Source organism: Saccharopolyspora sp. NPDC049357, from assembly GCF_040677225.1.
Lineage (GTDB): Bacteria > Actinomycetota > Actinomycetes > Mycobacteriales > Pseudonocardiaceae > Saccharopolyspora.
In genome coordinates this window covers 1-14,451 of the sequence record NZ_JBFAQJ010000041.1, presented here as the reverse complement: position 1 = coordinate 14,451, position 14,451 = coordinate 1, and the positions used below count along the sequence as shown (strand labels likewise).

The window sequence follows — 14,451 nt, the reverse complement described above, 5'->3', positions numbered from 1 at the left end:
CCCATCAGAAGCCCACGGCCGAGCGGCCCTTGAGCTGCAGCATCTCGCGAGCCTCGTCGGGCGTGGCGACCTCGAGGTTGAGCGCCTCCAAGACCGTGCGGATGCGCGTGACCTGCTGGGCGTTGCTCTCCGCCAGCTGCCCGGGCCCGATCCACAGCGAGTCCTCCAGGCCGACGCGCACGTGCGAGCCCATCGCGGCGCCGATGCTGGCCAGCGGCATCTGGTTGCGCCCGGCACCCAGCACGGACCACTGGTAGTCCGCACCGAGCAGCCGGTCGGCCGTGCGGCGCATGTGCATGAGGTCCTCGGGGTGCGCCCCGATACCGCCCAGCAGACCGAAGACGGACTGGACGAACAGCGGGCCGTCGGTGAGTCCGCGGCCCTGGAAGTGCGCGAGGTTGTTCAGGTGCGAGATGTCGTAGCACTCGAACTCGAAGCGCGTGCCGTTCGCGCGGCCGAGCTCGAGGATGGTCTCGATGTCGGCGAAGGTGTTCTTGAAGACCAGATCGCGGCTGTTCTCCAGGTTCTCCCGCTCCCAGTCGTGCTCGAACTCCTTGAACCGGTCGAGCATCGGGTACAGCCCGAAGTTCATCGAGCCCATGTTCAGCGACGCCAGTTCGGGTTTGAACTCCACCGCGGGCCGCATCCGCTCGGCGACCGTCATGTGCGGGGAACCGCCGGTGGTGAGGTTGATGACCGCGTCGGTGTTGCGCTTGAGCGAGTCCAGGATCGGCGCGAAGTGCTCGGGGTTCTGCGACGGGCGGCCGTCCTCGGGATCCCTGGCGTGCATGTGCACGACCGCGGCACCGGCCTCGGCAGCGCCGATCGCGGCTTCGGCGATCTCCTGCGCCGACACCGGCAGGTGCTTCGACATCGACGGCGTGTGGATCGCACCGGTGACGGCGCTGGTGATGATGACTTTCCTGGCCGCAGGCATGGGTACCTCTCAGATTGATTTCAGTGTCGGACAAGATCCCCGGCAACGCCCCGCAAACCGGATCACTCCCGGTCCGCGGTCTGCTGATCCGGCTTCGTGGCACGCCCCTCAACGAGCGGGTCGCGCTTGGGGAATCCGAGTCCGAGGACGGCACCGATCGCCACGAGTGCGGCGACGAACCACAGCCCTGACACCGCGCTGCCGGTCGCTTCCTCCAGCAGTCCCATCACGTAGGGACCGACGAACCCGCCGAGGATGCCGAGGGTGTTCATCAGCGCGATCCCACCGGCCAGCGTCGCACCGGACAAGCGGGTGGAGGGCACCGCGAACATGATCGGCTGCACGACGAAGAAGCACGCGGCGGTCAGGCAGAAGCCCAGCAGCGCGACGATGGCCGGTGCGACCGCAGCGATCAGCAATCCGACCGTCATCGCCGCGAGGCCACCTACCAGGATGCTGCGGGAGCGCGCGGCGTTGGTCGCGTAGCGCGGCACCAGGAGAGCACCGGCCGCCGAGGCCAACCACGGCAGGGCGGTGATCAGGCCGATGGTGAAGCTGCTCATCTCGCCCCACGAATCGATGATCGTGGGCAGGAAGTAGGTGAGGCTGTAGACCGCGATCTGGTGGCAGAAGTAGATCGCGATGGCCATCACGATGAACTTGTCCCGGAGCACACCGGCGAAGGAGTGGGTGCCGGATTCCGCGGCACCGGCCTCCTGCTCGGCCTTGAGGTGCGCCTCGAGCCGACCGGCCTGCTCCTCGCTGAGCCACTTCGCATCACGCGGACCGTTGGGCAGCAGCTTCCAGACGACCACCGCGAGGAAGACCGCAGGCAGCCCCTCCACGATGAACATCCACTGCCAGCCGTGCAGACCGGCGGCACCATCGAGCCCGAGGATCGCTCCGCCCAGCGGTGCGCCGATGATGTTGGCGACCGGAACCGCGGCGAGGAACATGCCCATCGCCGCGGCGCGCTGGCGGCGGGTGAACCAGTAGGTCAGGTAGAGCATGACTCCCGGGAAGAAACCGGCCTCGGCGATGCCCAGGAGCACCCGCATCACGTAGAACGAGGTCTCCCCCTGCACGAATGCCATGCCTGCCGAGAGCAGTCCCCAGGTGACCATGATCCGCGTGATCCAGAACCGCGCCCCGAAGCGGTGCATCATGAAGTTGCTGGGCACCTCGCACAACGAGTACGCGAGGAAGAACAGGCCCGCGCCCAGCCCGAACGCCGCCGCCGAGATACCGAGATCGGCCTCCAGGTGGGACTTCGCGAGTCCGATGTTCGTGCGGTCGATGAAGGAGATGACGTAGGCGATCATCAGCAGCGGCATCAGCTTGCGGGTGATCAACCGCGTCAGGCGCGGGTCCTCCGCAGCGTGCACCGCGGACGAACTCTCGGAAGTGGAGGACATCGTTGTCCCTTTCCTCGTTGCGTGGGCGTGTAGGTCGTGCCGCGGTGCCCGCTTCGAGTCCCGGCGAGCTTCGGCATCGGGCGAACGTCAACCGGATCGGAGTCGGCCGCCCGGCACTTCGAGCGGCGACGTGTGACGCACGCTAAGTACGGCCTCTCGCCTTAAGCAACGTTAACCTCGCGCGCCTGGCGCCCATCGGACCTGAGGAGACGGTCGCGGCTCTGCCGGACTTCGCCCGCGGCCCGGTCGTTGGTGGCCACCGCTGCAGCGCTGCGGAAACGGTGTTCACGCGCGCCACGAGACCCTCAGGTTCGATGTCCGCATCGTGGTAAGTTGCTGGTCCATCTCAGCCAGGAGGGACACGAGCATGGGGTCGCCCACCGGCGGTGTCAGGGTCATCGAGAAGGCCGGTGCGCTCATGGAAGCGCTGGCGTACCGGGGCCCGCAGACCGTTGTCGAGCTCGCTGAGGCGACCGGTGAACCGCGGACCACGATCTACCGCGTGCTCGCCACTCTGCAGGAGATGGGTTGGGTCGAGGAGACCACCAAGCGCGGTCGTTACGCGCTGGGGCTCACGCTCATGCAGCTCGGCCGGGCGGCGGTCGAGCACGGCATCGAGCACCGGCTCGCGGCGCCCGTCCTCCGGGCGTTGCGGACCGAGACCGGGTTGACGGTCTACCTCCACGTCCTGCGCGGGCTGCGTGCCGTGTGCGTGGAGCGCATCGACGGACGCGAACTGCTCAGCTTCGGCCTCCAGTTCGGCGGCTCGCTGCCGTTGCACGCCGGAGCCGGGGCACGGGTGCTGCTCGCCTTCGGCGGCGAGGCGCTCTACCAGCGTTGGCGCGAGCACGTGAAGGAGCGCGGGGGCGAGGCCGAGGCCTTCACCCAGCGGACTCCCCGGCGTCTGGCCGACATCGAGGCGCTGGTGCGGAAGGTGCGGGCCAACGGGTTCGCGGTCAGCTCCGAGGACAACACCATCGGCATCGCCGCGATCGGCGCGCCGATCTGGGCCGCCGACGGCCGCTGCTTGGCGGCCGTGTCGATCGCGGGTTCGCCCGAAGAGATCCTCAACAGGGACCGTCAGCCGGTCCTCGCCGAGGTGGTGCGGCGAGCGGCGCAGCAGATCGGCGACCTCAGCACCCCGCGAGCGGGCAGGGCTCGGTCGCAGGAGCCGTCCTGAATCGGAACCAAACCCTCCTCTTATCACGATGCGGACATCTTTGAACCGCCTCGTGGGACGTTCGGGAGCTTTTCCGCCGCATCGCCGGCGGCGGACGTATCACTTCTCCGCAACACCAACGCCGGTTCCCGCCGGACGTTTTCGAGGAGGGGTGCATGAGCACGACGTCAGAACGACCGCAGCAGGACGCCGCAGTGCCGTACCGCGGCGAGAAGCCCTACGGCATGCTCGAGGACCTGGTGGTTCCGCAGGTCCTGGGCCTGGACTGCGATGAGCGGTTGTGGGTCCCCCAGGCTCCGGACGTGACCTTCCGGCCGCTGCTGCTGTCGGTGAGCCAGGGCTACTTCGTCAACATCCTCCGGGTCCGCAAGACGGGCATCCTGTCCCGCCACCGGCACGCGGGACCGGTGCACGCGACCACGCTCAAGGGCCGTTGGCACTACCTGGAGCACGACTGGTGGGCCGAGGAAGGCAGCTACGCCTTCGAGCCGCCGGGCGACATCCACACCCTCGAGGTGCCCGACGGCGTGCAGGAGATGGTGACCATGTTCCACGTCACCGGCGCCTACATCTACGTCGACCCGGACGGCAACCCGGTCGGTGTCGAGGACGTGTTCACCAAGCTCGAAGCCGCGCGCGAGCACTACGCGGCCGTGGGTCTCGGCGCGGACTATGTCGACCAGTTCATCCGCTGAGCCCGCAGCAGCGCCTCTCTCGGACGGGACCATGAACGCGCTGGTCAAGCGCAGCGGCCTTCCCGAGGACGCCGGTGTCGGCGGGCGGGAGATCCCCCGCCCGCCCGCCGGGCACGTGCTGGTGCGCACGGAGGCGTGCGGGCTGTGCGGCAGCGACGTCCACGCGTGGCGCCAGGAAGCGGGCTACGACTGGGTGCGGACACCGGTGACGCTGGGGCACGAGGCGATCGGCGAAGTGGTCGCCGTCGGCCCGGGGGCCGATCGAGGATGGGTCGGGCGCCGAGCCGTGCCCGTGTCCATCGACGGCTGCGGAGACTGCCCGACCTGCCACGAAGGTCTCCGGCAGATCTGCCCGGACCGGACGGTGCTCGGGTTGTCCTTCGACGGGGCGGCGGCGGAGTACTTCACCATCGACCAACGGCGGCTCGTTCCGGTCGAGGTCGACCTGCCCGCGAGCACGCTGGTGCTCACCGAGCCGCTCTCGGTGGCGCTCCGGGCGGTCAAGCACCTCGAGCGCGCCGACGCCGCCCACGACGCGGTGGTCAGCGGTCCAGGTCCGATCGGTCTGATGATCGCCCTGCTGCTGCGACAACGCGGCCACCGCGTGGTGCTGGTGGGCGCCGAGCGAGACCGTCGGCAACGGCTCGCGGTCGCCGCCTCGTTGGGACTGGAGACCAGGGTCGCCGGCGAGAGTTCCGGGACGCGTCCCGGCGGTTGGGTCGAGGCGTCGGGATCGTCCCAAGCGCTCAACGCGGCGGTGCACCAGATCAGATCCGGTGGAACCGTGGTGGTTCCGGCGCTGTTCGGCGGTACCACAGATCCGGACGTGAACGTGCTGACCCGCAACGAAATTCGACTGCAGGGCAGCTACGGCTCGCTGGCGGTGGATTACCGCGACGCCATGAGGACCCTGGCGGCCGACCCGGATCCGTGGTCCTCCCTGGTCACGACCTTCCCCCTTTCCGAGGGCGTCCGGGCGCTGGAAACAGCTGCGGCGGCTGAGGTTTTCAAGGCCGTGCTCGTTCCCTGAACCAGGCACGCGATGTGACACCCCGCCATTCCCCGATCAGTTCCGTCCCAACTCAATTCATTGCACGCATGGGCCGGCGTTTCAAGGAGGAGACACCATGGCCAGAAACGGCACCACCACGCGCACCTCATCGCGCACGTCGATCGGCAAGGTCGTGTTCGCGAGCCTGATCGGCACCGCGATCGAGTGGTACGACTTCTTCCTCTACGGATCCGCCGCCGCGCTGGTGTTCGGACCGCTGTTCTTCCCCGAATCCGAACCAGCTGCGGCGACCATGCTCGCCTTCGGCACCTACGCGATCGGATTCGTCGCCCGCCCGCTGGGCGGCATCATCTTCGGGCACTTCGGTGACAAGCTCGGCCGCAAGACCATGCTGGTCGTCAGCCTCCTGCTCATGGGCGCCGCGACCTTCGCGATCGGCCTCCTGCCGACCTACGCCACCGTCGGCATCGCCGCTCCCCTGCTGCTGCTGACCTGCCGCATGCTGCAAGGATTCGCGGTCGGCGGCGAGTGGGGCGGCGCCGTTCTCATGGCTGCCGAGCACGGCGACGACACCCGACGCGGGTTCTGGTCCTCATGGCCCCAGGCCGGCGTTCCGGCGGGCAACCTGCTGTCGGCGGCGGTGCTGTGGGTGCTCGCCGCGGTCCAGTCCGACCAGGACTTCCAGGCGTGGGGATGGCGAATCCCGTTCCTGCTCAGCGCATTGCTGGTGCTCATCGGCATGTGGGTCCGGCTCAGCATCGAGGAATCCCCGATCTTCGCCGAGGCCAAGGCCGTTCGCGAAGCCGAGCCCGACAAGCGCGCTCCGCTGCTGCAGGTCATCCGCAACTACCCCCGCGAGGTGCTCATCGCGATGGGGCTGCGCATGACCGAGAACATCGCCTACTACATCTTCTCGATCGTGGTGCTCACCTACCTGGTGACCTACATGCACATGCCCAAGTCCGTGGCCATCGTCGGCGTCCTGGCAGGCTCCGCGGCCCAGCTCGTCCTGACTCCCGTCATCGGCGCGCTGTCGGATCGGGTCGGACGCCGCCCGCTCTACCTCATCGGCGCGATCGGCACCGGGATCTGGGGCTTCGTGTTCTTCCCGATGGTCGACACCGGCGACCCGCTGATGATCACGCTGGCCATCGTGATCGGCCTGAGCTTCACGACCTTCATGTACGCACCCCAGGCCGCGCTGTTCTCCGAGTTGTTCGGCACGACCGTCCGCTACAGCGGCGCGTCGCTGGGCTACCAGCTGGCATCGGTGTTCGCCGGCGGCCTCGCGCCGATGATCTCCGTCGCCCTGCTCGGAACCGTCGACGAGCGCAACACCACCGCGGTCAGCATCTACCTCGCGATCGCCGCGGTGATCACGCTGGTCGCCGTCGCCGCCGCCAAGGAGACGGCCGGATCCTCCCTGCGCCACGACCGGACGCTCGACGAGCTCGGGAGCCACTGACCGATGCAACCATCCGAAGACCGGCCGCCCAGCTCACTGGACCTCTTCCGCCTGCACGGGCGCACCGCCATCGTCACGGGTGCGGCCAGAGGGCTCGGCAGAGCGATGGCGCTCGCCCTCGCGGAAGCCGGCGCCGACATCGTCGCCCTCGACGCCGCACCGCTCGCCGAACTGGCGAGGGAAGTCGAGTCGCGCGGAGCGCTGTGCCACCCGCACCAGGCCGACCTGCGATCGCTGAGTCCTGCGGCCGCCCAGGAGCTGATCGGCCAGGCGCTCAGCGCGGCGCCGGACACCAGCGTGCTCGTCAACAACGCGGGCACGATCCGTCGCGGTCCGGCGATGCGCACCAGGGCCGAGGACTGGCACGCGGTGATCGACCTGAACCTGACCACACCGTTCGTGCTGGCCCAGGCCTTCGCACAAGCGCTCACCGAGACGAGCACACCGGGAAGCGTGATCAACATAGCCTCGATCAACAGCTTCCAAGGCGGAGTCGAGGTCCCCGCGTACGCGGCCTCCAAGCACGGGCTGCTGGGCCTCACCCGGGCACTGGCCAACGAGTGGACCGCGCACGGCGTGCGCGTCAACGCCATCGCCCCGGGCTACATGCTCACCGACTTCACCGCGGCGCACCAACAAGACGCGACCAAGTACGAGGCGATGCGGGACAGGATGCCGGCCGACCGGTGGGGCAACGCCGACGACCTCGCCGGAGCCGTCGTCTACCTGGCCTCATCCGCCTCCGGTTATGTCACCGGCAGCGTCCTGACCGTCGACGGCGGTTGGCTGGCACGCTAGATCCAGCCCGCGAACGCCCCGGGCGGCTCCGTCACGTCCCAGCTGCTGGCCGCTCAGGTGCGTCCCAGGCCAGCAGCTGGGACACCTCGACGAAGTCCGCGCACGCGGTTCACGCGGAATCAGGATTTCCCCACGGGGTTGATCTTTCGGAGCCGGTCGGGCTCGATGATGTCCGCTGCTCAGAGCTAGGCGCCGACGACGAACACGGACAGCATCACCGTGGCGAGGACCAGCAGCATGACGAGTCCGATGCTGAGGGTGGTCCAGTCGATCGCGATCCTGGTTCCTGCGCCGTGCTGCGGTGTGGTCATGCTGCGCCCCCTGACCCCTGAGTCGTCGGTGATGCCCCAACCGCGATTGGCCGGGGTGCTGTCAGTAGTGAAGCGCCTGGACGCAACGCCGACATGTGCCGAAAGTCCCGACATTTCGGCGATCACGCGCGGTCTGATCAACATTCGGCCTGAAACCCGGACCTCACCAGCGGCACAGCGACGCAGAACACACCGGATCGTCTCGTGGCGCCGCCGTCCCGCCGACTCCGGCGAAGCCAGAGGCCGCTGAGGCCCTGCGCGCCCGCGGTGTCGACTCCGAACCCGGCTATTGCTCCGATTGCGACCGCGCCGCTATGGTTCTCGCACACTGAGTACGTGTTACTCAAATAACGAGAACATCTTGGGAGGGCTGATGACCCCCACGGAGATCGCGGTGCAGGTTGATCCACCGCTTTCCGGATTCCGCGTGCTCGAGCTCGGCAACTTCATCGCCGCACCGTTCGCGAGCAGGATCTTCGCTGACTTCGGCGCCGAGGTCGTGAAGATCGAGCGCCCTGGCGTCGGTGACGAGCTCCGTGGATGGCGGCGGAGCCGGGGCAAGACCTCGATGATGTTCCGGACCGTGGCGCGGAACAAGAAGTCGTTGACCCTCGACCTGCGCACGGACGAGGGGCGCCAGCTGGTCCTCGACCTCGTCCGGAAGACGGACGTGGTGATCGAGAACTTCCGCCCCGGCACGCTCGAACGATGGGGCCTCGGACCGGTGGAGCTGAGCGAGGCGAACCCCGACGTGGTCCTGGTGCGGATCTCCGGCTACGGGCAGACGGGCCCGTACCGGGACCGCGCCGGTTTCGGCGGAGTGGCCGAAGCCTTCGCGGGGCTGCGGCACGTCACCGGACACGCTGACCGGGCGCCGGTGCGCCCCGCCGCTCCGATCGGTGACGCGCTCGCCGGGCTCTACGGCGCTGTGGGTGCCCTGATGCTGCTGCTGGCACGGGCCAACGGGCGCCCGCACGACGGGCCTCGCGTCGCCGACGTCGCCCTCTACGAATCTGTTTTCATGGCCATGGAGTCCTTGGTTCCCGATCTGGACGCCTACGGCACCGTGCGCCAGCGCACCGCCGGGAACCTTCCCGGGGTCGTGCCCAGCGGCGTATACCCGACCGCCGATGGGCAGTCCGTGGTGATCGCCGGCAACTCCAGCGGCGCGTTCACCCGGCTGATGACCGCGATCGGGAGAACGGATCTGGCCGAGGACCCGACGCTGGCCGACGGCGACGCCCGGTACGCGCGCGAGGTCGAGTTGGACGGTTCGATCAGCGAGTGGACCGGTCGGCACAGCGCACCCGAGGTCGTCGAGGTCCTCGGTGCGGCCGGGGTACCGGTCGGCCCGGTGCACGACGCGACCGCGATCGCCGAGGATCCGCACGTCCTGGCCCGCGGCATGCTGCGGCCGTTGAAGGTGGTCGTGGACGACGAGCCGGAGGAGATCCGCTTTCCCGGCGTGGTGCCGCGGGTTCCCGGTGCGCCGGGCGAGCTCCGCTGGGCCGGGCCGGAACTCGGCGAGCACACCGACGAGGTGCTCAGCGGGGTGCTCGGCTTGCGGGTCGAACGACTCGCTGCCCTGCGCGAGCGGGGGGTCATCTGATGGCCGTCCAGGTCCACATCACCGACGTCGTCATGCGCGACGGTCTGCAGGACGAACCGGTCGTCGTGTCGGTGGCCGATCGGCTGAAGATCGCCGAGGCGCTGGTCGCGGCCGGACTCACCAGCATCGAGGCCGCCTCGTTCGTCAACCCGGCCCGGGTGCCGCAGATGGCCGGTGCCGAGGAGCTCGTCGCGTCCCTTCCGCTGCCCGCAGGTGTCCGGTGGAGCGCGCTCGCCCTCAACCGCAAGGGCGTGCAGCGCGCGGCCGCCGCCGGAGTGACCGACGTGTGCCTGGTCGTTTCCGCCGGTGAGGGCCACAGCCGGGCCAACGCCGGCCGAGGTGTGCAGGACGCGCTCGACGATCTGCGGGGCGTGGTCGACGACCACCCCCACGTCCGGTTCACCGGTGGTGTCGCCACGGCGTTCGTCTGCCCGTTCGACGGCGAGATCGAGCCGTCCCGGCTGGCCGCGATCGCCGAGGCCTACGCGCGGATCGGCGTGACCCGCCTCGGATTCGCCGACACCATCGGCACCGCCGACCCGCAGCACGTCGGCCGCGCGGTGGGAACCGTTCGCGAGGTCGTCCCGGACGCGGAGATCGGGCTGCACCTGCACGACGCCCTCGGGCAGGCGCTCCGCACCGTCGACATCGCCCTCGATCTGGGCGTCACCCGCTTCGACGCCGCCACCGGAGGCTACGGAGGTTGCCCGTTCGCTCCCGGCGCCCACGGCAACATCGCCACCGAAACCCTGGTCGACCACCTCCACTCCCAGGGGATCGACACCGGCATCGACGACGCCCGCCTCGCGGAGGCCGCCGCCGTCGTCGAGGAGGCGTTGCGCCGGGGAAGCCCGATCGGCTGACCCGGCACGTCCTTGGTCGGCCCGTCCCGGGCCGTCGCACGTCGCACGATCCCGCGATGTCGCGGGTAACCTCTGCTGCTCACATCGGCCGCCACGGCCGGTGTTCCTTCCGGGAGACAACGATGTCCTCGATTCCCGACAGCGCTTCGACCACCCGGCCGGGCGACGCGTCCGAGAGCCCCTCGCACTCGGACAGCGCTGCCGCCGACGAGTCCACCCCTCGACTGCTGCGCGGCCCGCGGCTGGCCGGGCTTCCGCCGCTCCTGTTCCTGTGCGCCGCCGCGATCGTGCTGATCGCCGCCCTCACCGACAACCTGCCCAGCTCCCTGCTGTCCGGGTTCGCCATCACGATGCTGTGCGGCGGACTGCTGATGTGGCTCGGTCAGCGCGTACCGGTGCTGCGCGACTTCGGCCTACCGACGATCCTGTGCACCTTCGTGCCTGCGATCCTGCTGTTCGCCGGGTTCTTCCCGCAGATCGCCGCCGACGTGGTCGCCGGCTTCGTCGAGGACAGCGGGTTCCTGGACTTCCTGGTGATCACGATCATCGCCGGCAGCATCCTCGGGATGCCGCGCACGCTGCTGCTCAAGGCCGGTCCGCGGTTCGCGGTCCCGCTGCTGGGCTGCCTCGCTCTGACCTTCTTCCTGGTCGGCGCACTCGGCGCGGCGCTGAAATTCGGCTTCGTGCGGGGAATCCTGTTCATCGCCGCGCCGATCATGGCCGGAGGCCTGGGCATTGGCGCGGTCCCGATGTCGCAGATGTACGCCGGGGCGACCGCCGGCAACGCCGACGCGTTCATGGGGCAGCTCATGTCGGCCGTGGTCGTGGCCAACATCCTGTGCATCCTCGTCGCCGGCATCTACAACGGTCTGGGCAAGCGCGAGCGCCAACTGTTCGTCGGCTTCAACGGCCACGGCCAGCTGATGCGGATCCAGCGTCGCGACATCCAGATCGACACCAGGCCCGCTCGCGACGGGGCGACCTTCGTGGCTCTCGGCCAGGGGCTGCTGATCGCGGCCGTGCTGTTCGTGTTCGGCCAGCTGCTGGGTGGGATGCTGCCCTTCCTGCACCCCTACGCTTGGACGATCATCGTCGCCGCGATCGTCAAGATCGCCGGTCTGCTCCCCAAGCAGCTCGAGGAGTCGAGCACCTGCTGGGGAGAGATGGCCACGACGCTGTTCGTGCCGGCCCTGCTGGTCGCCGTCAGCGTGACCTACATCGACATCGGCGACGTCCTGGCCGCGGTCAGCGACCCGATGTTCCTGGTGCTCACCGCGGCCACCGTGATCGTCGCGACGCTGACCTCGGGGCTGCTGGGCTGGCTGGTCAAGTTCTACTTCGTCGAGGCCGCGATCACCCCGGGCCTGGTCATGGCCGACACCGGCGGCAGCGGGGACGTCTCGGTCCTCAGCGCCGCTGACCGGATGCACCTGATGCCCTTCGCCGCCCTGACCAACCGGCTCGGCGGAGCGGTAGTGCTGTTCGTGACCTCGCTCATCGCACCACTGCTCGCCGCGGCCATCTGACCCCGCAACGCGAGAAGAAGGAGAACCACGATGCGTCGGAACGTCCTGGCGATCGGAAGCCGGACTCCCGAGGTCGACCCGACCGCATGGGTCGCCGACACCGGCACGGTCGTCGGCGAGGTGGTCGTCGGAGCCGGCACCGGGGTGTTCTACGGCGCGGTCCTGCGTGCCGACACCGAGTCGGTCTCAGTCGGCGTCGGCAGCAACGTGCAGGACAGTGCCACGGTGCACGCCGATCCCGGCTCCCCGGCTCGGATCGGCGACGGGGTGTCGGTCGGTCACGGTGCCGTCCTGCACGGCTGCACCGTCGAGGACGGGTGCCTCATCGGCATGAACGCCACCGTGCTCAACGGCGCCGTCATCGGCGCCGAGTCCTTGGTCGCGGCGAACGCGCTCGTTCCCGAAAACATGGAAGTTCCACCACGGTCCCTGGTCGCAGGCGTGCCGGCCGAGGTGCGCCGGGAGCTGCGCGACGCGGAGCTGGAACACCTGCGCCACAACGCCGCCGTGTACCGGGACCTCACCCGGCAGCACCGGGAGATCGCCGAGGTGCCCGATGCCCCGCTCGGCTAGGACCGCGTCGCAGGACGTCGTGGTGGCCCGGCACCGCGGGCGGGACCTGATGCTCGACCTGGTCCTGCCCGCGGCGCCAGGACCGCACCCGGTGGTCGCCTGGCTGCACGGCGGCGCCTTCATGCGCGGAGACCGCAAGCGGCTGCCTGCCGACATCACCGCGCTGACCTCGCGGGGAATCGCGCTCGCCTCGCTGGAGTACCGGCTCAGCCACGAAGCTCCCTTCCCGGCCCAGCTGCGGGATGTCCGGGCGGCGCTGCGCCACCTGCACCACCACGGCGCCGAGCTCGGCCTCGATTCAGGTTCGATCGGCGTGTGGGGCGCCTCCGCCGGCGGGCACCTCGCAGCGCTGGCCGGGCTGATGGCCCACGTCCCCGCATTGCCCGGGGAGCCGGACGGTCCGGCGGTGCCGATCCGCGCGGTCGCCACCGCCTATCCGCTGACGGACCTCACCGATGGGGCACCGCGCCCGTCCGTCACGATTCCCGCGCTGGGCGGCGCGTCGCCGGAAGAGCTGCTGCTCGGCGGTCGGCCGGCCGACCTGCCCGAACTGGCACGAGCCGCGAGCCCGCTGCTGCAGGTCGCCGGGCCCGCTCCGCCATTCCAGATCTGCTGCGGCGATGCGGACCTCCTGGTCAACCCGCAGCACAGCATCCGTCTGCACGAGAGGCTGCTGGCCGCCGGGAACGACAGCGAGCTGATCACCGTGACCGGCTTCGGACACGCCTTCCTCAACCCCGCCGACGAGAACGACGTCGACACCGCCGGCCTGCACGACGCGGGGCGACTGATCGCCGAACAACCAGCACGGGCCGTGCGCAACGCCGGACGCGGCGACGCGGAGGTGCTGTTCGACTTCGCCTCCGTGGCGGACTTCTTCGGCGCGCACCTGCAGAGCTCTGGGCCGAGCGGTTCGGACCCGGCGCGGACCGATGAGTGACGACTCCACACCCGCCCACCTCCGGGTCCCGCCCTACCCTGTAGACGTGACGATCGATCCTCTCGCAGAGGCGGAAACCGGGCCTGTCATCCCGTCCACCGGGGTGGGCGTGCTGGACCGGGCCGTCGCCGTGCTCGATGCCGTCAAGCTGGAGCGGATGACGGCATCGGAGCTCGCGCGGTACCTGGGACTGTCCGTTCCGACCGCGCACCGCCTGGTCACGTCGATGGTGACCCACGGGCTGCTCAGCCGCGACGAGGACGGGCGCTTGCGCCTGGGAGCACGGTTCTCGCTCCCGTTCCTCGAGCAGATCGCCAGCCCTGTGCTGACGGACCTGCAGCAGGAGACCGGGGAAACCGTGCAGATCTGGGTTCGGCGATGCGAACACCGGCTGTGCCTGGCGAGCGTGGATTCCGCTGCCGAACTTCGCGCCTCGGTCCCGGTCGGAACGCTGCTCCCGCTGACGGCGGGCGGCTCGGCCGCCATCGTCCTCACCGAACCGACGACGGCTCCGGGATGGGTTGAGAGCATCTCCCGGCGGACACCGGGCCTGTGCTCGGTCAGCGCCCCGGTCCGCCGCCAGTCGGGTGAGACGGTCGCGGCGGTCTGCGTTTCCGCGCCCGTGCTCCGGGTCGGCGACACGGGCCCCGGCGCCCTCTACGGCGATGCGGTGATCGGCGCCGCCGCGCGGCTGTCGGAAGCCCTCGACCGCGCTTGATCGCCGGGGCGCCGATCACCATGCGACCGGCGCTGCGGGGCCGGGTTCGCCGGCCCCGCAGCCGGGTGCGGTTCGTTCAGCGCAGGAACGCGCCGACGACGCCGGAGTCGACGGGCACGTGCAGCCCGGTGGTGCGGGTCAGCTCACCGCCGGTGAGGGCGAACACCGCTGCGGCGATGTGCTCGGGCAGCACTTCGCGCTTGAGCAGGGTGCGCTGCGCGTAGAACGCACCGAGTTCGTCCTCCGCGACGCCGTAGACCGCGGCGCGCTGCGCGCCCCAGCCGCCGGCGAAGATGCCCGACCCCCGCACCACGCCGTCGGGGTTGACGCCGTTGACCCGGATGCCGTGCTCGCCCAGCTCCGCGGCCAGCAGCCGCACCTGGTGCGCCTGATCGGCCTTCGTCGCACC

The 14,451-nt window shown here is 69.8% G+C and carries 15 protein-coding genes; 11 read left to right on the top strand and 4 right to left on the bottom strand.

Features of this window, described 5'->3' with window-relative positions:
* Positions 1 to 4 precede the first annotated feature (4 nt).
* Together AB0J91_RS26720 and AB0J91_RS26715 are read right to left on the bottom strand one after the other, a co-directional pair.
* A complete protein-coding gene (locus AB0J91_RS26720; protein ID WP_363874036.1) occupies positions 5 to 937 on the bottom strand; it encodes a 3-keto-5-aminohexanoate cleavage protein in 933 nt (310 codons plus the stop codon).
* A gap of 62 nt (positions 938 to 999) precedes the next feature.
* Positions 1,000 to 2,352: an MFS transporter gene (locus AB0J91_RS26715; protein WP_363874033.1), complete on the bottom strand. Its 1,353-nt coding sequence runs from the start codon at positions 2,350 to 2,352 to the stop codon at positions 1,000 to 1,002.
* Between the two features lie 367 nt (positions 2,353 to 2,719).
* On the opposite strand from AB0J91_RS26715, the gene AB0J91_RS26710 reads away from it, so the two are divergent.
* From AB0J91_RS26710 to AB0J91_RS26690, 5 genes are all read left to right on the top strand, one after another.
* Entirely contained in the window at positions 2,720 to 3,532 is an 813-nt protein-coding gene (locus AB0J91_RS26710) for an IclR family transcriptional regulator (RefSeq protein ID WP_363874030.1), read from the top strand.
* A 155-nt stretch (positions 3,533 to 3,687) separates the two neighbouring features.
* Entirely contained in the window at positions 3,688 to 4,227 is a 540-nt protein-coding gene (locus tag AB0J91_RS26705; protein WP_363791390.1) for a 2,4'-dihydroxyacetophenone dioxygenase family protein, read from the top strand.
* A gap of 31 nt (positions 4,228 to 4,258) precedes the next feature.
* The gene (locus tag AB0J91_RS26700; RefSeq protein WP_363874027.1) at positions 4,259 to 5,257 is read left to right on the top strand and encodes an alcohol dehydrogenase catalytic domain-containing protein; all 999 of its coding nucleotides are present in this window, start codon (positions 4,259 to 4,261) and stop codon (positions 5,255 to 5,257) included.
* 97 nt (positions 5,258 to 5,354) lie between these two features.
* Complete coding sequence (locus AB0J91_RS26695) at positions 5,355 to 6,704, top strand: MFS transporter (RefSeq protein WP_363874024.1); 1,350 nt, start codon at positions 5,355 to 5,357, stop codon at positions 6,702 to 6,704.
* 3 nt (positions 6,705 to 6,707) lie between these two features.
* Positions 6,708 to 7,502, top strand: a complete 795-nt coding sequence (locus tag AB0J91_RS26690; RefSeq protein WP_363874021.1) for an SDR family oxidoreductase — start codon at positions 6,708 to 6,710, stop codon at positions 7,500 to 7,502.
* Between the two features lie 185 nt (positions 7,503 to 7,687).
* On the opposite strand, the gene AB0J91_RS26685 is transcribed toward AB0J91_RS26690, so the two are convergent.
* On the bottom strand, positions 7,688 to 7,813 hold the full coding sequence (locus tag AB0J91_RS26685; RefSeq protein ID WP_363791396.1) for a hypothetical protein: 126 nt from the start codon (positions 7,811 to 7,813) through the stop codon (positions 7,688 to 7,690).
* 373 nt (positions 7,814 to 8,186) lie between these two features.
* On the opposite strand from AB0J91_RS26685, the gene AB0J91_RS26680 reads away from it, so the two are divergent.
* The 6 genes from AB0J91_RS26680 (at position 8,187) to AB0J91_RS26655 (ending at position 14,042) form a co-directional block, all read left to right on the top strand.
* Positions 8,187 to 9,422, top strand: a complete 1,236-nt coding sequence (locus tag AB0J91_RS26680) for a CaiB/BaiF CoA-transferase family protein (protein ID WP_363874018.1) — start codon at positions 8,187 to 8,189, stop codon at positions 9,420 to 9,422.
* Positions 9,422 to 10,285: a hydroxymethylglutaryl-CoA lyase gene (locus AB0J91_RS26675; protein WP_363874015.1), complete on the top strand. Its 864-nt coding sequence runs from the start codon at positions 9,422 to 9,424 to the stop codon at positions 10,283 to 10,285. The genes AB0J91_RS26680 and AB0J91_RS26675 overlap by 1 nt, the downstream gene beginning before the upstream one ends.
* Positions 10,286 to 10,407: 122 nt before the next feature.
* Positions 10,408 to 11,811: a 2-hydroxycarboxylate transporter family protein gene (locus tag AB0J91_RS26670; RefSeq protein ID WP_363874012.1), complete on the top strand. Its 1,404-nt coding sequence runs from the start codon at positions 10,408 to 10,410 to the stop codon at positions 11,809 to 11,811.
* Positions 11,812 to 11,841: 30 nt separating this feature from the next.
* A complete protein-coding gene (locus AB0J91_RS26665; RefSeq protein ID WP_363874009.1) occupies positions 11,842 to 12,384 on the top strand; it encodes a gamma carbonic anhydrase family protein in 543 nt (180 codons plus the stop codon).
* Positions 12,368 to 13,324: an alpha/beta hydrolase gene (locus AB0J91_RS26660; RefSeq protein ID WP_363874006.1), complete on the top strand. Its 957-nt coding sequence runs from the start codon at positions 12,368 to 12,370 to the stop codon at positions 13,322 to 13,324. Before AB0J91_RS26665 ends, AB0J91_RS26660 begins: the two co-directional genes overlap by 17 nt.
* Before the next feature lie 46 nt (positions 13,325 to 13,370).
* On the top strand, positions 13,371 to 14,042 hold the full coding sequence (locus AB0J91_RS26655) for a helix-turn-helix domain-containing protein (RefSeq protein WP_363874003.1): 672 nt from the start codon (positions 13,371 to 13,373) through the stop codon (positions 14,040 to 14,042).
* 76 nt (positions 14,043 to 14,118) lie between these two features.
* Here the strand turns inward: AB0J91_RS26655 and AB0J91_RS26650 are convergent.
* Positions 14,119 to 14,451: SDR family oxidoreductase (locus tag AB0J91_RS26650; protein ID WP_363874000.1), on the bottom strand; the 333-nt coding region annotated here is incomplete at its 5' end.

Coding starts and splice junctions, on each gene's coding strand:
- AB0J91_RS26720 (WP_363874036.1), bottom strand. CDS start 937: ATGCCTGCGGCCAGGAAAGTCATCATCACCAGCGCCGTCACCGGTGCG.
- AB0J91_RS26715 (WP_363874033.1), bottom strand. CDS start 2,352: ATGTCCTCCACTTCCGAGAGTTCGTCCGCGGTGCACGCTGCGGAGGAC.
- AB0J91_RS26710 (WP_363874030.1), top strand. CDS start 2,720: ATGGGGTCGCCCACCGGCGGTGTCAGGGTCATCGAGAAGGCCGGTGCG.
- AB0J91_RS26705 (WP_363791390.1), top strand. CDS start 3,688: ATGAGCACGACGTCAGAACGACCGCAGCAGGACGCCGCAGTGCCGTAC.
- AB0J91_RS26700 (WP_363874027.1), top strand. CDS start 4,259: ATGAACGCGCTGGTCAAGCGCAGCGGCCTTCCCGAGGACGCCGGTGTC.
- AB0J91_RS26695 (WP_363874024.1), top strand. CDS start 5,355: ATGGCCAGAAACGGCACCACCACGCGCACCTCATCGCGCACGTCGATC.
- AB0J91_RS26690 (WP_363874021.1), top strand. CDS start 6,708: ATGCAACCATCCGAAGACCGGCCGCCCAGCTCACTGGACCTCTTCCGC.
- AB0J91_RS26685 (WP_363791396.1), bottom strand. CDS start 7,813: ATGACCACACCGCAGCACGGCGCAGGAACCAGGATCGCGATCGACTGG.
- AB0J91_RS26680 (WP_363874018.1), top strand. CDS start 8,187: ATGACCCCCACGGAGATCGCGGTGCAGGTTGATCCACCGCTTTCCGGA.
- AB0J91_RS26675 (WP_363874015.1), top strand. CDS start 9,422: ATGGCCGTCCAGGTCCACATCACCGACGTCGTCATGCGCGACGGTCTG.
- AB0J91_RS26670 (WP_363874012.1), top strand. CDS start 10,408: ATGTCCTCGATTCCCGACAGCGCTTCGACCACCCGGCCGGGCGACGCG.
- AB0J91_RS26665 (WP_363874009.1), top strand. CDS start 11,842: ATGCGTCGGAACGTCCTGGCGATCGGAAGCCGGACTCCCGAGGTCGAC.
- AB0J91_RS26660 (WP_363874006.1), top strand. CDS start 12,368: ATGCCCCGCTCGGCTAGGACCGCGTCGCAGGACGTCGTGGTGGCCCGG.